Genomic DNA, 14880 nt, shown 5'->3' on the forward strand with positions numbered 1-14880 from the left:
GCCAATAGCGGTCATCTCGGGTCCGACTTATCGTGTAATCCGTTAGGTGTTTTTTAGGACGGGCATCTGGGGTGGGAAGTGGCAAAATTACAGGAACCGATGCCCCCTCGATTGCCATTCAGCAGCACTGTGCAACATCACTTGCATCGCTTAAAGTCATACCGAACATTCGGAAAATTCGATTGTTGGACTGGACGAATTCAAGACTGCGATCCCCATGACCCTAGACCAGTTGCGCATCTTCGCCGAAGTCGCCCGCCATCAGCACATCACCAAAGCCGCCAAGGCGATGCACATGACGCAGTCGGCCGTCAGTGCGGCAATTATCGCGCTGGAGGAACGTCATGGCGTAGCGCTGTTCGACAGGATCGGACGCTCGATCGTTCTCAACCAGGCGGGAACGATCTTTCGCGAACACGCGCTTCAGGTGCTCGCGGAGGCGAAGGCGGCCGAAACCGCGCTCAAGGATTTGACGGGTTTGTTACGCGGTGATCTGTCGGTCATGGCCAGCCAGACCGTCGGTGCCTATTGGCTGCCGTCACGGCTTGCGAGGTTTCATGCGTTTTATCCGGGTCTCGGTCTTGATGTCTCAATCGGCAATACGGAGGCGGTGGCGGATGCTGTCGAGACTGGGCGGGTCGAGCTCGGTTTGGCCGAGGGCGTGATAGATCGCTCGACCTTGTCCTCACGCGTGATCGCCACGGACGAGATGATCATCGTCGTTTCACCAACCCATCCCTGGGCCAAAGGCAAAAAGCTGGGCAAGGCGGATTTTGCAGATGCGACATGGGTGCTGCGCGAACCCGGGTCGGGCACGCGTCTCGCCTTCGAGGCGATGATGGCCAAAGAGAAGCTGAAGCTTCAGGCCTTAGATGTTGCGATTGTTCTGCCGGGGAATGAGGCTGTGCTCGGCGCAGTCGAAGCGGGCATGGGGGTAACGCTGACCTCGCGAAGTGCCGCCCAGACAGAACTCAACAGCAACATGCTGGTCGAGGCCAACCATCCTCCGCTTCCACGTCCGTTCTTCCTGATCCGGCACAAGGAACGATATCGCTCGAAGGCAGCCGATGCGTTTGAGACTCTGCTATCAGAGCAGGTCTGATGACCTATCGCGGGCCTGAGACACTCTGGCACGAGCACCGTCGCGACGAGCGGTTGGCCGCACTCGACAGACCGCATACGCGAGCACTGAATGACTACCGAGACCGCCTTCAGCTTGCATCCGGCCGGGATGTGCCGAACTTCGATCCATTCGATGGCGGCGTCCACGCGAGACTGCTGATCCTCCTCGAGACACCCGGGCCAAGTGAGGTCGAATGCCACCGCCGCTTCGTCTCAATCGATAACCCGACCGGCACGGCGAAGAACCTGCGACAGGCGCTGGCTGAGACCGGCATATCGAGAGATAACATCGTTCTGTGGAATGCGGTCCCGTGGGTCCGTGCGACGAGAACGTCGATCACGGCCAGCGAGCGGCGCGACGGCAAGGAGAAATTTTCTGGCCTCTTACCGCTGCTGCCGGACGTCGAGGTTGCCATTCTCGCGGGATCGGTGGCGAGTGCAGCGATGGAACTGCTCGAGAGTTTCGGTATCAAGGTGATCCTGTCGCCTCATCCGAGCCCGACGCTGATCAATACCTCGATAACGCAGCGTCACCGTCTGCATGAGGCCTTCGAAACGTTGTCCGCAATCCTCAATCAATCGAAAATGTCGATTGAAACATCCTGAACTATGCGTTGGAACTGATTGACGTGGTCGCGTATTTTCTCCTCAATAATCAGGAGAGAAGCCATGCAACGGGTTGTTGCCACCACTAAGCCCATCACACACGTCGCAGATGTGCCTATGCAGGGCAATATCATCCGCAACTTTACCCCGAACTGGTTCGCCACCACGATGGGCACCGGCATCCTGTCTGTCGCTCTCGCCCAGTTCCCGGGGCATTCGTGGCTGTTCGCCATGGGCCAGGCGCTCTGGCTGTTCAACATCCTGCTGTTCGCCACCTGCACGGCGCTCTACGCTGCAAGGTGGACGCTCTATTTCCATGAGGCAAGCCGGGTCTTTTCCCATTCGGTCGTATCGATGTTCTTCGGCTGCATCCCTATGGGCCTCGCCACGATCATCAATGGCTTTCTGATTTACGGCATCCCGCATATCGGCGACACGGCGGTAGCAATCGCAACGACGCTGTGGTGGATTGACGTCTCGATGTCGCTTGCCTGCGGCCTCGCCATACCGTTCATGATGTTCACCCGCCAGTCGCATTCGATCGACCAGATGACCGCAGTCTGGCTGCTGCCGATCGTGGCCAGCGAGGTGGCGGCCGTCAGCGGTGGTCTGCTTCTGCCCCATATCGCCGACGCCCAGACACAGTTGACGGTGCTGATGACCAGCCTGGTTCTGTGGGCCTGTTCGGTCCCGCTCGCCATGAGCGTCTTGGTCATCCTGTTCCTGCGCATGGCCGTCCACAAGCTTCCGCATGTCAACATGGCCGCCTCGAGCTGGCTGGCGCTTGGCCCGATCGGAACCGGAGCCCTCGGCCTTCTCGTGATGAGCCAGACCGGCCCCGCTGTGCTCGCGGCCAATGGATTGGCCAGCGTTGCTCCCGCCTTCGGCGGAGCCAGTTTCCTGGGCGCGATACTTCTGTGGGGCTACGGCATCTGGTGGCTGGCCACTGCCGTCTTGATCACCCTGCGCTACCTTCGCGAGGGCCTGCCCTTCAACATCGGCTGGTGGGGCTACACCTTCCCGCTCGGCGTGTTTTCCGTGGCCACGCTTCGTCTGTCGACGATGGTGCCAATGTCGGCCATCGCAGTTTTCGGAGAGGTTCTGGTCACTGCCCTTGCCTGCATGTGGCTGCTGGTTGCGGCCAAGACGATCAAGGGTGCACTCGACCGCTCGCTCTTTATCGCGCCCTGCCTCAAGGCAGACTGATGATCGAAACACTCCGGCGTCTGCCCATGTCGGAGTGTTTTCTCGAACCGAGCAGGAGAAGATATGACGCTTCGTATTATGGCCGTGATCGTCGGCGGCATTGCGTTGGGATGTGTAGGGTCCGCCAAGGCCGACCCCGTGCAGGGCTTGATGAATCCGGCTGTGTTCCAGGACAGTATCGTTGGAGTGAGGACGGCCCCGGTCACGCTGGTCGTCTATTCCTCCCCGACTTGCAGTCACTGCATCGACTTCCATGAAAAAGTCTTGCCGAAGCTGCAGGAGACGTATGTGGCACCAGGCAAGCTGAAGATCGCCTACCGGCCCTTCGTGCGAAATTCGGCGGATGCCGTCATCTTCATGCTGGCGAATACGCGGGGCCAGGACAGATTCGATGAGACGGTATCGACCTTTATGTCGAAGTCCGATGAGATTGCTTCGGCCTCAAACGCCGAGGATGTGCTGCGCGAGATCGCCGCTAGCATGGGCATCGACCGTGCGGGCTTCGATCGCGCTGTTGCCGATCAGGCTTATCTGGACAAGCTCAATGCCGTGACGACCGAGGCCAGTCAGAAGTTCGGTGTGGCCGGCACGCCATCGTTCTTTGTCAACGGCGAGCGGGTCGAAGTGAAGCGCAGTTTCGACGAGGTCTCCGATGCTGTCGCCGCCGCACAAGCCGGCTGATCAGAAAGGCCCGATGCAGAGCACCCGGAGCCCAGTCACGGGAACGTGAGCACGGATTGTCCGTCACGTGGGAATGAATCCCGCCTCCAGGGGTTCTTACCCATTATTGTCGAAAGGAAGACCTCATGCGCGCCAAAGTCACAGTTCTTATCGCAACGGCGGTCGGCATAAGCCTCTGTTCCCTCAGCCCCGCCTTGTCAGAACAGCAGCACCAGCATCATCAGCCCGAACCGGCGGGCAAGAATGAAACAGCAGATGCGTTCTCGGCAAGCATGAAGGCTGCAATGGAAAAGATGCATGCCGGCATGATGTCGGTTTCGGAGAGCGGAAATCCGGACAGGGACTTCCTGGCGCAAATGATCCCGCATCATCAGGGCGCTGTCGATATGGCCAAGGCGGTTCTGGTCAGCACGAAAGACCCGCAAATTCGAAACCTCGCTCAATCGATCATCACCGAGCAGACCTATGAGATTCAACTGATGCACGCGATGCTTGATAAGTCGGGCAATCAACCTGCCGCAACTCCGGAGACAGTAAAATGAAACGTTCCATCCTGGTTCTGATGTCCGCACTCGCAGCATCTCCCGCCCTGGCTCTTCCGGACGCCAAGGATCGAGTCTATGCCGCCGACCAGAACAGCAACACGGTTTCCGTCATCGATCCCTCGACGAACACGCTTCTGGGTCTGATCAAGCTGGGTGATCCAAGGCCGAACGTCCTGAGCCCTCTCTACAAGGGCGAGGTCAATGTTCACGGTCTCGGCTTCTCGCCGGACCATAAAACAATCGTTGCTGTCTCCACCGTTACCAATTCGGTGACCTTCATCGATACCGCGACCAACAAGGTGAAGGGTGTGACCTATATCGGCCGCAACCCGCACGAAGCCTTCTTCACACCCGATGGCAAGCATGTCTGGGTGACGGTGCGTGGAGAAGACTACCTGTCGGTCATCGACGCCAAGACGTTCAAGGAGACCGATCGGATCAAGACGGAGAGTGGCCCCGGCATGACGATCTTCGCGCCCGACAGCAAGCGCGCCTTCGTCGCAAACAGCTTCAACCCCGTCGTCCAGGTCTTCGACGTGGCGTCGAAAAAGCTGCTAGCTGCCATCCCGGTCGTGTCGCCCTTCTCACCGTTCATACAGGTCACGCCCAACGGCAAGGAAGCCTGGCTGACCCACAAGGACGTCGGCAAGGTAACGCGGATCGATACCAAAACCCTCGAGGTCAAGGGTGTTATCGATACCGGCCCGATCACAAACCATCTGGCCTTTGCCAAGACACCCGCTGGCACCCTCGCTTACGTGACCATTGGCGGCGAGAATGTCGTGAAAGTCTACACACTCGATGATGAAGCCAAACTGGTCTCGACCATACCGGTCGGTGCGCTTCCGCATGGCATCTGGGGCTCCGGAGACGGCAGCCGTATCTATGTCGGACTGGAGAATGGCGATGCGATCGATGTCATCGACACCGAAAAGCAGACGAAGATCGCCCACATCCCCTCCGGCCAAGCTCCGCAGGCCCTGATCTATGTTCCCGACGCAGTTGTGGGCGGTGATGGCCGTCAAAACTTGGAGCCGCGAAAGGATATGCCCGAGAACATCACCCTCAGGCTCAAGCCCGCAGAGAATATGGAGGGCAGCGGCATGATCGTTTCGCGCAATCTCGGTTTGATCGATATCGTCGACGTCAGCGTTTCCAAGCTGAAGCCGGACACCACTTACACGCTGCTCTTCGAAGGCCAGCCGGAACCGATCGTCGCCTTCAAGACCGATGCCAAGGGGGCCGCGATGGCATCCGCAACCAGCCCCACACGCGCGATCGTCAATGCGGGTGAAGCGTCAGCATCTCCCAACGTGATCCTGGTCGAAGGTGCCAAACCATCGAAGGATGCCGTTTTGAAGTCTCGATAGGATTGTCGGTTGGAGAGCCGCAGGCGTAGTGCTATTTCCTTGAACGGCGTGCGCCTGCCGCTATTAGAGCAAGCAGATGACCTGTTTGGCCGACTGCAGACCAAGGCCTCGGCAGGGCTATGCCAAAAGTGACTATTCCCCGTAGAATGCAGAATGATAGCGCACCACCCCATCACGCTTGTCATCTGAGAAAGCTAGGCGTTGGAAATACTCTTGAGGAACGCCTGGAAACTGGAGCGAGGCGTCAGGATGAAACCCGAAGCGACCTCCTCAACTCGTAATGTTGCTCCGTTTGAGCGCTGTCGTCCCGTACTACGACCATGTAATTGTCATGTGCCACGCATTTTATTCGGGGAGTCGTGACGCAAGATAAGCTCACCAACAGATTTCGCTTGATGCACGCGTGATTTCTCGCGCAACCTAATCGTACAGGCAAATGGTATATATACCACGCCATAATGCGTGGCGATCATACAGTTTAAAGTAATCGTATATTCCCAGCTGGTAAGTGCGGGCCGCGGCCTGCCTCGTCGGTGCCAGCCACCGGCCAATGACCGGCATTCCGCGCCATCAGCTCCAAGCTGAAATCCGGAACGAATGGCGTCTCGTCAAACAATGTCGGAGAATCGGGCGGCGTGCGAAGCAACATGGCGGCAGTTTCGCACGCCCGCCCGACCTCCGGCAACCCCCGGACAACGAGTGCGGCGTCGTTGCCCACCATCGGGGGCGCCCTTTCGGGATGATGGTGGGAACCGGGGGTCTTTCGGCAGGTGATATGCGGGAACCGTGCCGAAATTCGAAATTAATCGACCTGAATGAAAGCCGCTGTAACTATGGCGACGTCATCAGGCCGTTTCGCAGGAACGACGGATGCCCCTGCAGGCCAAACTCAAAGCAGCGAAAGCTGAATGCCCGCGCCATTCGGACGAACAAACAGATCGTCCCTGAGCGGCATGCTCCGACGCGTCATGCCGAGCCGCTTCGTTGCCATCTCGAAGCGTCGCCCGATCTGCCAGGCGTAAGGACCGGTGCCCTTCATCCGCTTGCCGAACTCCGCGTCATAATCCTTGCCGTCCCGCATCGAGCGAACGAGCGACATCACATGCCGGTAGCGGTTCGGGTAATGCTGCAGCAGCCAGTCGCGGAACAGCGGCGCCACTTCCAGCGGCAGACGTAAGAGCACGTAACTCGCCTCCGTTGCGCCGGCAGCGTGCCCCGCTTCCAGGAGCCGCTCGATCTCGTGGTCGTTCAGCGCCGGAATGATCGGCGAGGTGAACACAGCTGTCGGTATGCCAGCGTCCGAGAGCGCTTTGATCGCCTCGAGCCGTTTGGCGGGCGTCGACGCGCGCGGCTCCATGCTGCGAGCAAGCTTGCGGTCGAGGGTGGTTAGCGATATCGCGACCTTGGCGAGACCCTTCGACGCCATGTCGGAGAGGATATCGATATCTCGGGTGACCAGCGACGATTTGGTGACGATGGTCACCGGGTGGTTGGCCTTCTGCAGCACTTCCAGGATCTGCCGCATGACGCGCCATTCCCGTTCGATCGGCTGGTAGGGATCGGTATTGGTGCCGATCGCAATCGCCCGGACCTTGTAATCGGCCCTGCTCAGTTCGCGCTCCAGAAGCTTCGGCACGTCAGGCTTGGCAAACAGTTTCGATTCGAAATCCAGCCCCGGCGAAAGCCCCATGAAACTGTGGCTCGGCCGCGCGAAGCAGTAGATGCAGCCATGCTCGCAGCCGCGGTACGGGTTGATCGAGCGGTCGAAGGGAATGTCGGGAGAATCGTTTCGGGTAATCGCGGTACGTGGCTTTTCCACCTGCACCTCGGTCCGGAACGGTTCCAGTTCCTCGATCGTCTGCCAGCCGTCGTCGAAAGCCTCGCGACGCTCCGTCTCGAAACGTCCTGAAGGGTTCAGTCCGGCGCCACGACCGCGCCGGCGATCCCCCTCGATCCGGAGGCCGGAGGTCTTCACCAATGCATCGGCAATATCAGCCGTATGAGCAGGCGCGAATGCGTCCTGCCGCAAATGGGACAGCTCGTTCATGGGGCACTCCTGACGGGAAAAATTCCCGTTCTCGAATGACAAGATTCCTATCGCGACATTGAGAACAATGCAAGAACAAACTCGCAAAGGATTTGTGGCAATCCGTTGTACAATGCGCTAGACATTGAAAATGCTGACTGTTTTGTTGGAATGCCGGGATCAGGAAGCCGAGCTCGCGCAGACGTTGTCCGTCCTTGTTTCCGCCGCGGTGGAGGGGTTGGTCAGCGATGTCGTGGTGCTCGATCACAACTCGCGCGACGGGTCCTCCCGTGTCGCGGATGCCGCCGGCTGCCGTTTCCACAGCTCCTGGGATATCGTCGATATCCTGCACAAGGCGCGCGCCGAATGGCTGCTTCTGCTGGAGCCCGGAGCGCGTCTCCAGGCCGGCTGGATCGACGAGGTGATGGAATATCTGGCGCTCAACCGTCAGCCCGTGCGGTTCTCGCCTTCGCGAACCTACCGCAAGCCGTTCCTTACAAGGATCGTCCGTTCAGTCCCGCCGCTCGAGCAGGGGCTGATCCTGCCGAAGCGCGAAGCCGTCGCGCTCGCAAAGTCCGGCATGGGTCTCGTGGATGTCGCCAAGGCTGTGACGTCAGCTGCAAAGCCGTCGAGACTGGTGAGCGAGATGATCCCGGCGTGGGTTGCCGCGTCCGCGCGATAAATCAGACCGTTACTTGCCCGAACCGCGCCGCAGATGCTCGTCCAGCCGCGGCATGATCTCGATGAAGTTGCAGGGCATGTGGCGGTAGTCCAGCTGCGCTTTCAGGATGCCGTCCCAGGCATCCTTGCAGGCACCGGGAGAGCCTGGCAGCACGAAGATGAAGGTTGCATTGGCAACGCCGCCGGTTGCCCGCGACTGGATCGTCGAGGTGCCGATCTTGTCGTAGGAAATCCGGTGAAACACCTCGGAAAACCCGTCCATCTTCTTGTCGAACAGCGGCTCCAGCGCTTCCGGCGTCACGTCGCGGCCGGTAAAGCCGGTGCCTCCGGTGGTAATGACCACGTCGATCTCAGGATCGAGCGTCCATTCGCGCACCTGGCCCGCAATACGGTCCTTGTCGTCGGGCACGATGGCGCGTGCCCCAAGCCTGTGACCGGCCTCTGCGATACGGGCAACCAGCGTATCGCCGGATTTGTCGTCCGCTATAGTCCGGGTATCCGACACGGTCAGTACCGCGATCGAAATAGGAATGAACTCGCGCGTTTCGGCGATCTTGCTCATGGCTTTGCTCCGACGGTTTCGACCGCTTCGAAATACCAGTCCGGCTTCAGGGCGGTCAGCGCCTGCGCTGCGGCTTCCGCGTCTGTCTTCGAAGGGAACACACCGAAACAGGTCGCTCCGGATCCGGACATGCGCACCAGCTCGGCACCTTGCGCTGCGATCATCGCGGAGAGTTCCTCGATCTCAGGGATGAGCGCGCGAGCCGGCGGCTCCAGGTCGTTGCGAAGCGTTTTCAGGTAAGGCAGCCAGCCGCCTGCGTCGGTCGGCGTCGGCGGCAGGGCCGCGTTTTCCTTGTCCACCAGTAGCTTGAAAATCTCAGGCGTCGAGACGCTGATCAGCGGGTTGGCGAGCACGAGGGATAGGGACGGCATGGTCGGCAGCGGTTCAAGCCTTTCGCCGATGCCCTCGGCCAGAACGGCAGCCCCCGTCAGGCACATGGGCACGTCGGCACCCAGCGAAAGGCCAAGCGCCAGAAGGGCTGCTTCCGGTATCTCCGCATTCCACAGCCGGAACAGGCCGCGAAGCGTGGCCGCCGCATCGGCCGATCCGCCTCCGATCCCGGCTGCGATCGGTAGTTTCTTCTCGAGGTGGATCGAAACGGGAGGCGCCGGAAAGCCGTTGGAAACCAGCTGCTGGCGAAAGAGATCGCGCGCCTTGATCACGAGATTGCCTGCCTGACCCGCCTCGTCATTTGAAAGCTCGGACGCAAAGCGGCCGGAAACGGAAAACTCATCCGATTCCGAGAGCGTGAAGGTCAGCTCGTCACCCAGATCGGCGAAGGTGACGACGCTTTCCAGCAGGTGGAACCCGTCATAGCGAAGCCCCACGACATGCAGGCCAAGATTGATCTTCGCAGGCGCAAGTTCTGTCAGGGCCACGTCTGTGGCGTCTTGCGTATCGGATATGGTCATGCTGGAAAGCCCGCTTTATCAGGATTTCTTGTCGGGAGTGGCAGGTGCCGGCGGGGCAGGCGGCACTGGTGCTGCCTGGCCGCGATCGGCCGTCGTCGCGTTCGGATCGAGCGGCGGCAGGCCGTTGGCGATCTTTTCCTTGACCATTTCCTTGTTGACGTCCTCGCCTTCGGAGATCAGCGTCCGGTTCCACTGGTAGACCGCTTCCAGCTTGCGGCGGACACGCCAGTAGGCATCGCCCAGATGGTCGTTGATCGTCGCATCGCCGGCCCGCAATTGTACCGCGCGTTCCAGTTCGGTCACGGCTTCATCGAACTTGCCGAGGCGGAAATAGGCCCATCCCAGCGAATCGACGATATAGCCATCGTCCGGCCGGGCATCGACCGCCTTGCGGATCATGTCGAGGCCTTCGGCAAGGTTGAGGTTGAGGTCGACAAGCGAATAGCCGAGGTAGTTCAGAACCTGCGGCTGCTCGGGGTTGAGCTCCAGAGCCCGCCGGAAATTCGGCTCGGCCTTGTCGAACTGCTTCAGCCGCTCATAGGAAATGCCGCGCTGGAAGAACACGGTCCAGTCGCCCGGCTTCGGCACGGAGCCGATCATTTCGACAGCCTTGTCGTAATTGGCGGCCATCGCCTTGTAGTCTTTGGCTTCGGAGAGCACACTGCCATAGGCGATATAGCTGCGGATGTCGGCCGGATCCGAATCGATCAGCGCCTTCAGATGGCTCTTTGCTTCGTCGACCTTGCCGGTATCGGACAGGGTGATGCCCAGCTGCAGTTCGGAAATCCGGCGCATCGGGCTGTCGGCCGGCACCTTTGCATAAAGCTCGATGGCGCGTTGCGGCTGCTCCATCTTCTCGGCAATGCCGCCGAGCAGGATTAGCGTGTCGGCGCTCTTCGGGTCCATTGCATGGGAGATCTGCAGGTAGAGACCGACCATATCCTCGGCGCCCTGGCGGTTCAGCGCGCCGCCGATCGAAAACAGCACGCCGGCCGCGCCATCGGCAGCGTTGGTGATCTGCTGCTCGGGCTTCTCGCCCTTTTCAATGCTCTGGCGAAGCGCCTTCAGTGGCGCATAGTTGCTGATCATCTGGTCGCCGACCGAAATCGCGTCGAGCGCCTTCTGCTTGTTGCCGGCAGCGGCTTCAAGACGGGCAAGCGCCATGATGGCGCGCATGAACGTATCGGGCGCTGTCGCAACCGCTTCCTGGTTGGTAATGGCGGTGGTCAGATATTTGCGTGCACTGGCCGTGTCGCCAGAAACCAGCGCCATGGCGCCAAGATGATAGTCCGTAAACACCTTGAACCAGTCGGGCCCCTTGAGGCCGGCAATAGTCGAGATCGCCTGACGGCCGCGGCCTGCGCCGACATCCGCCCACGCCATCATCATCTGGTGGGTCAGCCGGTCAAGATCGTTCGGGCCGGTATAGGCAAGCGTCTTCTTGGCGGCATCGAAGCGCTTGTCGCGGATCGCGTCCAGCCCCCGCACGATGCGGGTGATGCGCTCGACGCCGGCATCGTCCTTCAGCCTCTCCGCTTCGCTCAAGCCGCCTTCGAAATCGCCGCTCAGAAACAGCGAAATCATCAGCCGTTCGCGGATTTCAAGGTTGGCCGCATCAAAGGACAGCGCCTTGCGATAGAGCGCAATCGCGTTCGCGTAATCATGGTCGACATCGGCGGTGCGGGCAGCGAGGAACGCGCCCGAAAACGACTGCGCGTCGCTGGCATCAAATTTCACGCTCTCCGCGGCGGCCGGCTTCGCCTCTGGCGTCGCCGCTTGCGCTGCACCGGCGAGCATGAGAACGGCTGCGAGCGCTGCGCTGGAAAGCAGACGGAGGCTGTATTTCTGCCGCATAAAAAGAATGCCTTTCGTGGTGGGCCTTGAGCAGGCGACGCTTTGACGGTGGCAAATCGCCACCATCCCGCGCCAATTGAGTCATGACAGAATGGCTTTTTTGAAGCATGTCCGCAAGGAATTCTCCGGCATCGCAGAGAGCGGATGCCGGGCAGGAACGGTCACACCTTCGTCAACGCGACGGAGAGAGCGTCAGTTCACGCGCTGGATGGAGAAGTCGATCACCTCGAGCATCGCGGATTTGAGCGGCGATGCCGGCAGCGGCGCCAGCGCATCGCGGGCAATCGTGCCGTAATGCAGGGCCCGACCGATCGTGTCGTTCAGCGCGTCGTATTTCTTGATCAGGCCCAGCGCCTTTTCAAGATTTTCCTCGCTGCTTTCGCCCTGTTCGATCGCCGTCTTCCAGAATGCCCGCTCCGTTTCGGTGCCACGCCGGTAGGCAAGGATGACCGGAAGCGTGATCTTGCCCTCGCGGAAATCGTCGCCGACATTCTTGCCGAGATCGGCAGCGGTGCCGCCGTAATCGAGCGCGTCGTCGACCAGCTGGAAGGCGTAGCCAAGGTTCATGCCGTAGGAGCGCATTGCGGAACGCCCGGCCTTGTCGGCATTGGCGATGATCGGGCCGACTTCCGCCGCCGCCGCAAACAACGCCGCCGTCTTGGCGCGAATGACGGAGAGATAGTCGTCCTCGGTGGTTTCCATGTTCTTGGCGACGGAAAGCTGAAGCACTTCGCCTTCCGCAATCACGGAAGCCGCGGTTGCCAGAACGTCCAGCGCTTCAAGCGAACCAACTTCGACCATCATCTTGAAGGACTGGCCGAGCAGAAAGTCGCCGACGAGAACACTGGCCTGGTTGCCCCAGATCATCCGTGCGGTGGATTTGCCGCGGCGCAGATCGCTTTCGTCCACCACATCGTCATGCAGCAGCGTTGCCGTATGCATGAATTCGACGCTGGTCGCGAGCTTCACATGGCCTTCGCCCTTGTAGCCGAACAGCACCGCAGACGCGAGCGTCAGCATCGGCCGAAGCCGCTTTCCGCCCGACGAGATCAGGTGGTTGGCAACTTCCGGGATCATTTGCACGTCGGAGCCTGCCTTCGACAGGATCAGCTGGTTGACCCGCTCCATGTCTCCTCTCGTGAGGTCCACCAGGGGCTTCACGGAAGCTGATTTGTTTTTGCCTTCTTCAAGCGGTATTACGACGCCCAACGACCGGACTCCTAAATTAAGTTCCGGCTTGGACAATAGAAAGCGTGGCAGGATGCGGCAAGTGACAATTCGCTGACCTGCCGTTTTTGAGGGGGATTTTTGCCGCATGCGGGAACTCATTCGCGCTAACGACCCGGTGCTTCTCTCGGTTGCGAGCAGCCTAATGAAGGATGCCGGCATTCATTTCATGGTTGCGGACCAGTCCATGAGCGTGCTCGAAGGCTCGCTCGGCATGCTGTCGAAACGCTTCCTTGTCGAGGAGGAGAGGGGAGATGAAGCCCGCCGCATCCTGATCGATGCCGGCCTGGAGGCGGAGCTTCGCCCGTGACCACGTCCGCCGGCATCCCGAAGGATCTTTCGTCGGACTTCACCATCGATGCGTTTCACCGCGGCCGCTTCCATCTGGTGCAGCCGAAGGGCGGTGGCCACCGGTCCGGCGTGGATGCGATGCTGCTCGCCTCGCTTGTGGCGGACGAACGGTCCGTTTCGGTTGCCGATCTCGGATCCGGCGCCGGTGCCGCAGGACTTGCGGTCGCGAGCCGGCTCGAAAACGCCCGCATCGTTCTGGTCGAGAAATTGCCGTTGATGGCGGAGTATGCGCGGCGAACGCTGGCTTTGCAGGAAAATGCTTTCCTGTCTGACCGTATCACGGTTCTCGGCGCCGATGTGACGCTCATGGGCAAGGCCCGGGTCGACGCGGGATTGCACGACGGCGTGCACGACCATGTGATCATGAACCCGCCCTTCAACCACGCCGACGACCGCATAACGCCGGATGCCTTGAAAGCCGAAGCGCATGCAATGACCGCTGGCCTGTTCGAAAACTGGCTGCGCACGGCCGCCGCCATCATGAAACCCGGCGGGCAATTGTCGCTGATCGCCCGTCCGGATTCCATCGTCGATATCATCGAGGCCTGCGGCAAGCGCTTCGGCGGGCTTGAAATAACCCCGGTCCACCCCCGCCCGGGCGAGGATGCGACCCGCATTCTGGTAACCGGCGTCAAGGGATCGAGAGCGCGGCTGGTGTTCCGCGCGCCGCTGATCGTGCATGGAGCGGATGGCAATTCCTTCATGTCGCAGGCGGATGATTTGAACAACGGCCGCACCGCCTATCACCGACGACGGCGATAAACCCCGTTTTTAGAGGCTCAGCCATTGTGTTCGCCCTTCGAGAACATACATCCAGGCTTCCGATATATGCTTGAACAGGATGGATGATGAGCTTCTTGAATCGCCTGCTGCCAAAACGTTTCCGCAAGACCGGTTTGTCGATCCCGGTGGTCCGACTGCATGGCACGATCATGGCGGGCGGCAGCCAGTTCAAGCAAACGCTCAACATCGCAACCGTGGCGCCGATGCTGGAAAAGGCCTTCGCAAAGAAGGATGCGCCGGTCGTTGCCATCTCCATCAATTCGCCGGGCGGCTCGCCTGTCCAGTCGCGCCTGATCTACCAGCGCATCCGGGCTCTAGCCGAGGAAAAGGACAAGAAGGTTCTGATCTTCGTGGAAGATGTGGCAGCGTCCGGCGGCTACATGATTGCCCTTGCCGGCGACGAAATCTTTGCCGATCCGACCTCGATCGTCGGCTCGATCGGCGTCGTGTCTGGTGGTTTCGGCTTCCCGGAAATGCTGAAGAAGATCGGCGTCGAACGCCGCGTCTATACGGCCGGCGAGAACAAGGTGATCCTTGATCCGTTCCAGCCGGAAAAGGAAGGCGACATCGAGTACCTGAAGACGCTGCAGCTCGAGATCCACCGGGTCTTCATCGACATGGTGAAATCGCGCCGCGGGTCGCGGCTTGGCGAAGATAGCACGATTTTCTCCGGGCTCTTCTGGACTGGCACCCGTGGCCTCGAACTCGGCCTCATCGATGGGCTGGGCGAGATGCGCGATGTGATCAAGCGCCGTTTCGGCAAGGATGCCAAGCTTGAGCTGATCGGCGGCACGCGGACCCTGTTCGGTCGCCGGGTGCCGGGCGTTGCGCTAGGATCCGCCAATCTGGGGGAAATTGCCTCAGGCGCCACGGCAGGTCTTGCCGAAGGCCTGGAAGAACGGGCAATGTGGAGCCGCTTCGGGCTCTGATATGCCCGCCTTATAAGGTTTCGACG

Annotated in this window: 15 protein-coding genes and 2 pseudogenes; 10 read left to right on the forward strand and 7 right to left on the reverse strand. The window is 60.3% G+C overall.

The genetic code is table 11. The features are described from left to right. Positions 1–217: 217 nt before the first annotated feature. From J3A65_RS04590 to J3A65_RS04615, 6 genes are all read left to right on the forward strand, one after another. Positions 218–1102, forward strand: a complete 885-nt coding sequence (locus J3A65_RS04590; protein ID WP_062601135.1) for a LysR family transcriptional regulator — start codon at positions 218–220, stop codon at positions 1100–1102. After that, positions 1102–1728, forward strand: coding sequence for a uracil-DNA glycosylase (locus J3A65_RS04595; protein WP_060636489.1), 627 nt, complete (start codon positions 1102–1104; stop codon positions 1726–1728). Before J3A65_RS04590 ends, J3A65_RS04595 begins: the two co-directional genes overlap by 1 nt. A gap of 63 nt (positions 1729–1791) precedes the next feature. Continuing rightward, complete coding sequence (locus tag J3A65_RS04600) at positions 1792–2934, forward strand: TDT family transporter (RefSeq protein ID WP_060636488.1); 1143 nt, start codon at positions 1792–1794, stop codon at positions 2932–2934. A gap of 78 nt (positions 2935–3012) precedes the next feature. Further along, positions 3013–3615, forward strand: a complete 603-nt coding sequence (locus tag J3A65_RS04605; protein ID WP_060636487.1) for a thioredoxin domain-containing protein — start codon at positions 3013–3015, stop codon at positions 3613–3615. Between the two features lie 125 nt (positions 3616–3740). Next, positions 3741–4157: a DUF305 domain-containing protein gene (locus J3A65_RS04610; RefSeq protein WP_082506629.1), complete on the forward strand. Its 417-nt coding sequence runs from the start codon at positions 3741–3743 to the stop codon at positions 4155–4157. Next, positions 4154–5530, forward strand: coding sequence for a YncE family protein (locus J3A65_RS04615; RefSeq protein ID WP_060636485.1), 1377 nt, complete (start codon positions 4154–4156; stop codon positions 5528–5530). The genes J3A65_RS04610 and J3A65_RS04615 overlap by 4 nt, the downstream gene beginning before the upstream one ends. A gap of 132 nt (positions 5531–5662) precedes the next feature. Here J3A65_RS04615 and J3A65_RS23310 read toward each other — a convergent pair. The 3 genes and pseudogenes from J3A65_RS23310 to J3A65_RS04625 all read right to left on the reverse strand — a co-directional run. Beyond that, positions 5663–5797, reverse strand: a pseudogene (locus J3A65_RS23310) (GNAT family N-acetyltransferase); the annotation flags it as partial. Between the two features lie 244 nt (positions 5798–6041). After that, positions 6042–6179 (reverse strand): annotated as a pseudogene (locus J3A65_RS04620) (ribonuclease HII); the annotation flags it as partial. Positions 6180–6419: 240 nt separating this feature from the next. Further along, positions 6420–7577: a PA0069 family radical SAM protein gene (locus tag J3A65_RS04625; protein WP_209899978.1), complete on the reverse strand. Its 1158-nt coding sequence runs from the start codon at positions 7575–7577 to the stop codon at positions 6420–6422. Positions 7578–7707: 130 nt separating this feature from the next. Between J3A65_RS04625 and J3A65_RS04630 the strand changes: the two genes are divergently transcribed. After that, positions 7708–8238, forward strand: coding sequence for a glycosyl transferase (locus J3A65_RS04630; RefSeq protein ID WP_192076502.1), 531 nt, complete (start codon positions 7708–7710; stop codon positions 8236–8238). Between the two features lie 9 nt (positions 8239–8247). Here the strand turns inward: J3A65_RS04630 and moaB are convergent, their stop codons facing one another. The 4 genes from moaB to J3A65_RS04650 all read right to left on the reverse strand — a co-directional run bounded on the left by moaB (position 8248) and on the right by J3A65_RS04650 (position 12773). Continuing rightward, complete coding sequence (moaB, locus tag J3A65_RS04635; protein WP_209899980.1) at positions 8248–8799, reverse strand: molybdenum cofactor biosynthesis protein B; 552 nt, start codon at positions 8797–8799, stop codon at positions 8248–8250. Then, positions 8796–9710 carry a 4-(cytidine 5'-diphospho)-2-C-methyl-D-erythritol kinase gene (locus tag J3A65_RS04640; protein ID WP_209899982.1) on the reverse strand — a complete coding sequence of 305 codons (915 nt, stop codon included), beginning with the start codon at positions 9708–9710 and terminating at the stop codon, positions 8796–8798. The genes moaB and J3A65_RS04640 overlap by 4 nt, the downstream gene beginning before the upstream one ends. Positions 9711–9728: 18 nt before the next feature. Beyond that, complete coding sequence (locus J3A65_RS04645) at positions 9729–11564, reverse strand: tetratricopeptide repeat protein (RefSeq protein ID WP_209899984.1); 1836 nt, start codon at positions 11562–11564, stop codon at positions 9729–9731. 192 nt (positions 11565–11756) lie between these two features. After that, on the reverse strand, positions 11757–12773 hold the full coding sequence (locus tag J3A65_RS04650) for a polyprenyl synthetase family protein (protein ID WP_062453680.1): 1017 nt from the start codon (positions 12771–12773) through the stop codon (positions 11757–11759). Between the two features lie 106 nt (positions 12774–12879). Here J3A65_RS04650 and J3A65_RS04655 point away from each other — a divergent pair, with 106 nt between their 5' ends. From J3A65_RS04655 to J3A65_RS04665, 3 genes are all read left to right on the forward strand, one after another. Further along, a complete protein-coding gene (locus J3A65_RS04655) occupies positions 12880–13101 on the forward strand; it encodes a DUF2007 domain-containing protein (RefSeq protein WP_062453679.1) in 222 nt (73 codons plus the stop codon). Between the two features lie 14 nt (positions 13102–13115). Further along, entirely contained in the window at positions 13116–13904 is a 789-nt protein-coding gene (locus J3A65_RS04660; protein WP_348635225.1) for a methyltransferase, read from the forward strand. Positions 13905–13987: 83 nt separating this feature from the next. Continuing rightward, a complete protein-coding gene (locus tag J3A65_RS04665) occupies positions 13988–14854 on the forward strand; it encodes a S49 family peptidase (RefSeq protein ID WP_348635206.1) in 867 nt (288 codons plus the stop codon). Positions 14855–14880: the final 26 nt, after the last annotated feature.

Origin of the sequence: Rhizobium sp. PvP014, assembly GCF_017876855.1 — a bacterium.
GTDB classification, from domain to species: Bacteria; Pseudomonadota; Alphaproteobacteria; order Rhizobiales; family Rhizobiaceae; genus Neorhizobium; species Neorhizobium soli.

Coding starts and splice junctions, on each gene's coding strand:
- J3A65_RS04600 (WP_060636488.1), top strand. CDS start 1,792: ATGCAACGGGTTGTTGCCACCACTAAGCCCATCACACACGTCGCAGAT.
- J3A65_RS04625 (WP_209899978.1), bottom strand. CDS start 7,577: ATGAACGAGCTGTCCCATTTGCGGCAGGACGCATTCGCGCCTGCTCAT.
- J3A65_RS04595 (WP_060636489.1), top strand. CDS start 1,102: ATGACCTATCGCGGGCCTGAGACACTCTGGCACGAGCACCGTCGCGAC.
- J3A65_RS04615 (WP_060636485.1), top strand. CDS start 4,154: ATGAAACGTTCCATCCTGGTTCTGATGTCCGCACTCGCAGCATCTCCC.
- J3A65_RS04630 (WP_192076502.1), top strand. CDS start 7,708: ATGCTGACTGTTTTGTTGGAATGCCGGGATCAGGAAGCCGAGCTCGCG.
- J3A65_RS04590 (WP_062601135.1), top strand. CDS start 218: ATGACCCTAGACCAGTTGCGCATCTTCGCCGAAGTCGCCCGCCATCAG.
- moaB (WP_209899980.1), bottom strand. CDS start 8,799: ATGAGCAAGATCGCCGAAACGCGCGAGTTCATTCCTATTTCGATCGCG.
- J3A65_RS04640 (WP_209899982.1), bottom strand. CDS start 9,710: ATGACCATATCCGATACGCAAGACGCCACAGACGTGGCCCTGACAGAA.
- J3A65_RS04665 (WP_348635206.1), top strand. CDS start 13,988: ATGATGAGCTTCTTGAATCGCCTGCTGCCAAAACGTTTCCGCAAGACC.
- J3A65_RS04655 (WP_062453679.1), top strand. CDS start 12,880: ATGCGGGAACTCATTCGCGCTAACGACCCGGTGCTTCTCTCGGTTGCG.
- J3A65_RS04605 (WP_060636487.1), top strand. CDS start 3,013: ATGGCCGTGATCGTCGGCGGCATTGCGTTGGGATGTGTAGGGTCCGCC.
- J3A65_RS04645 (WP_209899984.1), bottom strand. CDS start 11,564: ATGCGGCAGAAATACAGCCTCCGTCTGCTTTCCAGCGCAGCGCTCGCA.
- J3A65_RS04610 (WP_082506629.1), top strand. CDS start 3,741: ATGCGCGCCAAAGTCACAGTTCTTATCGCAACGGCGGTCGGCATAAGC.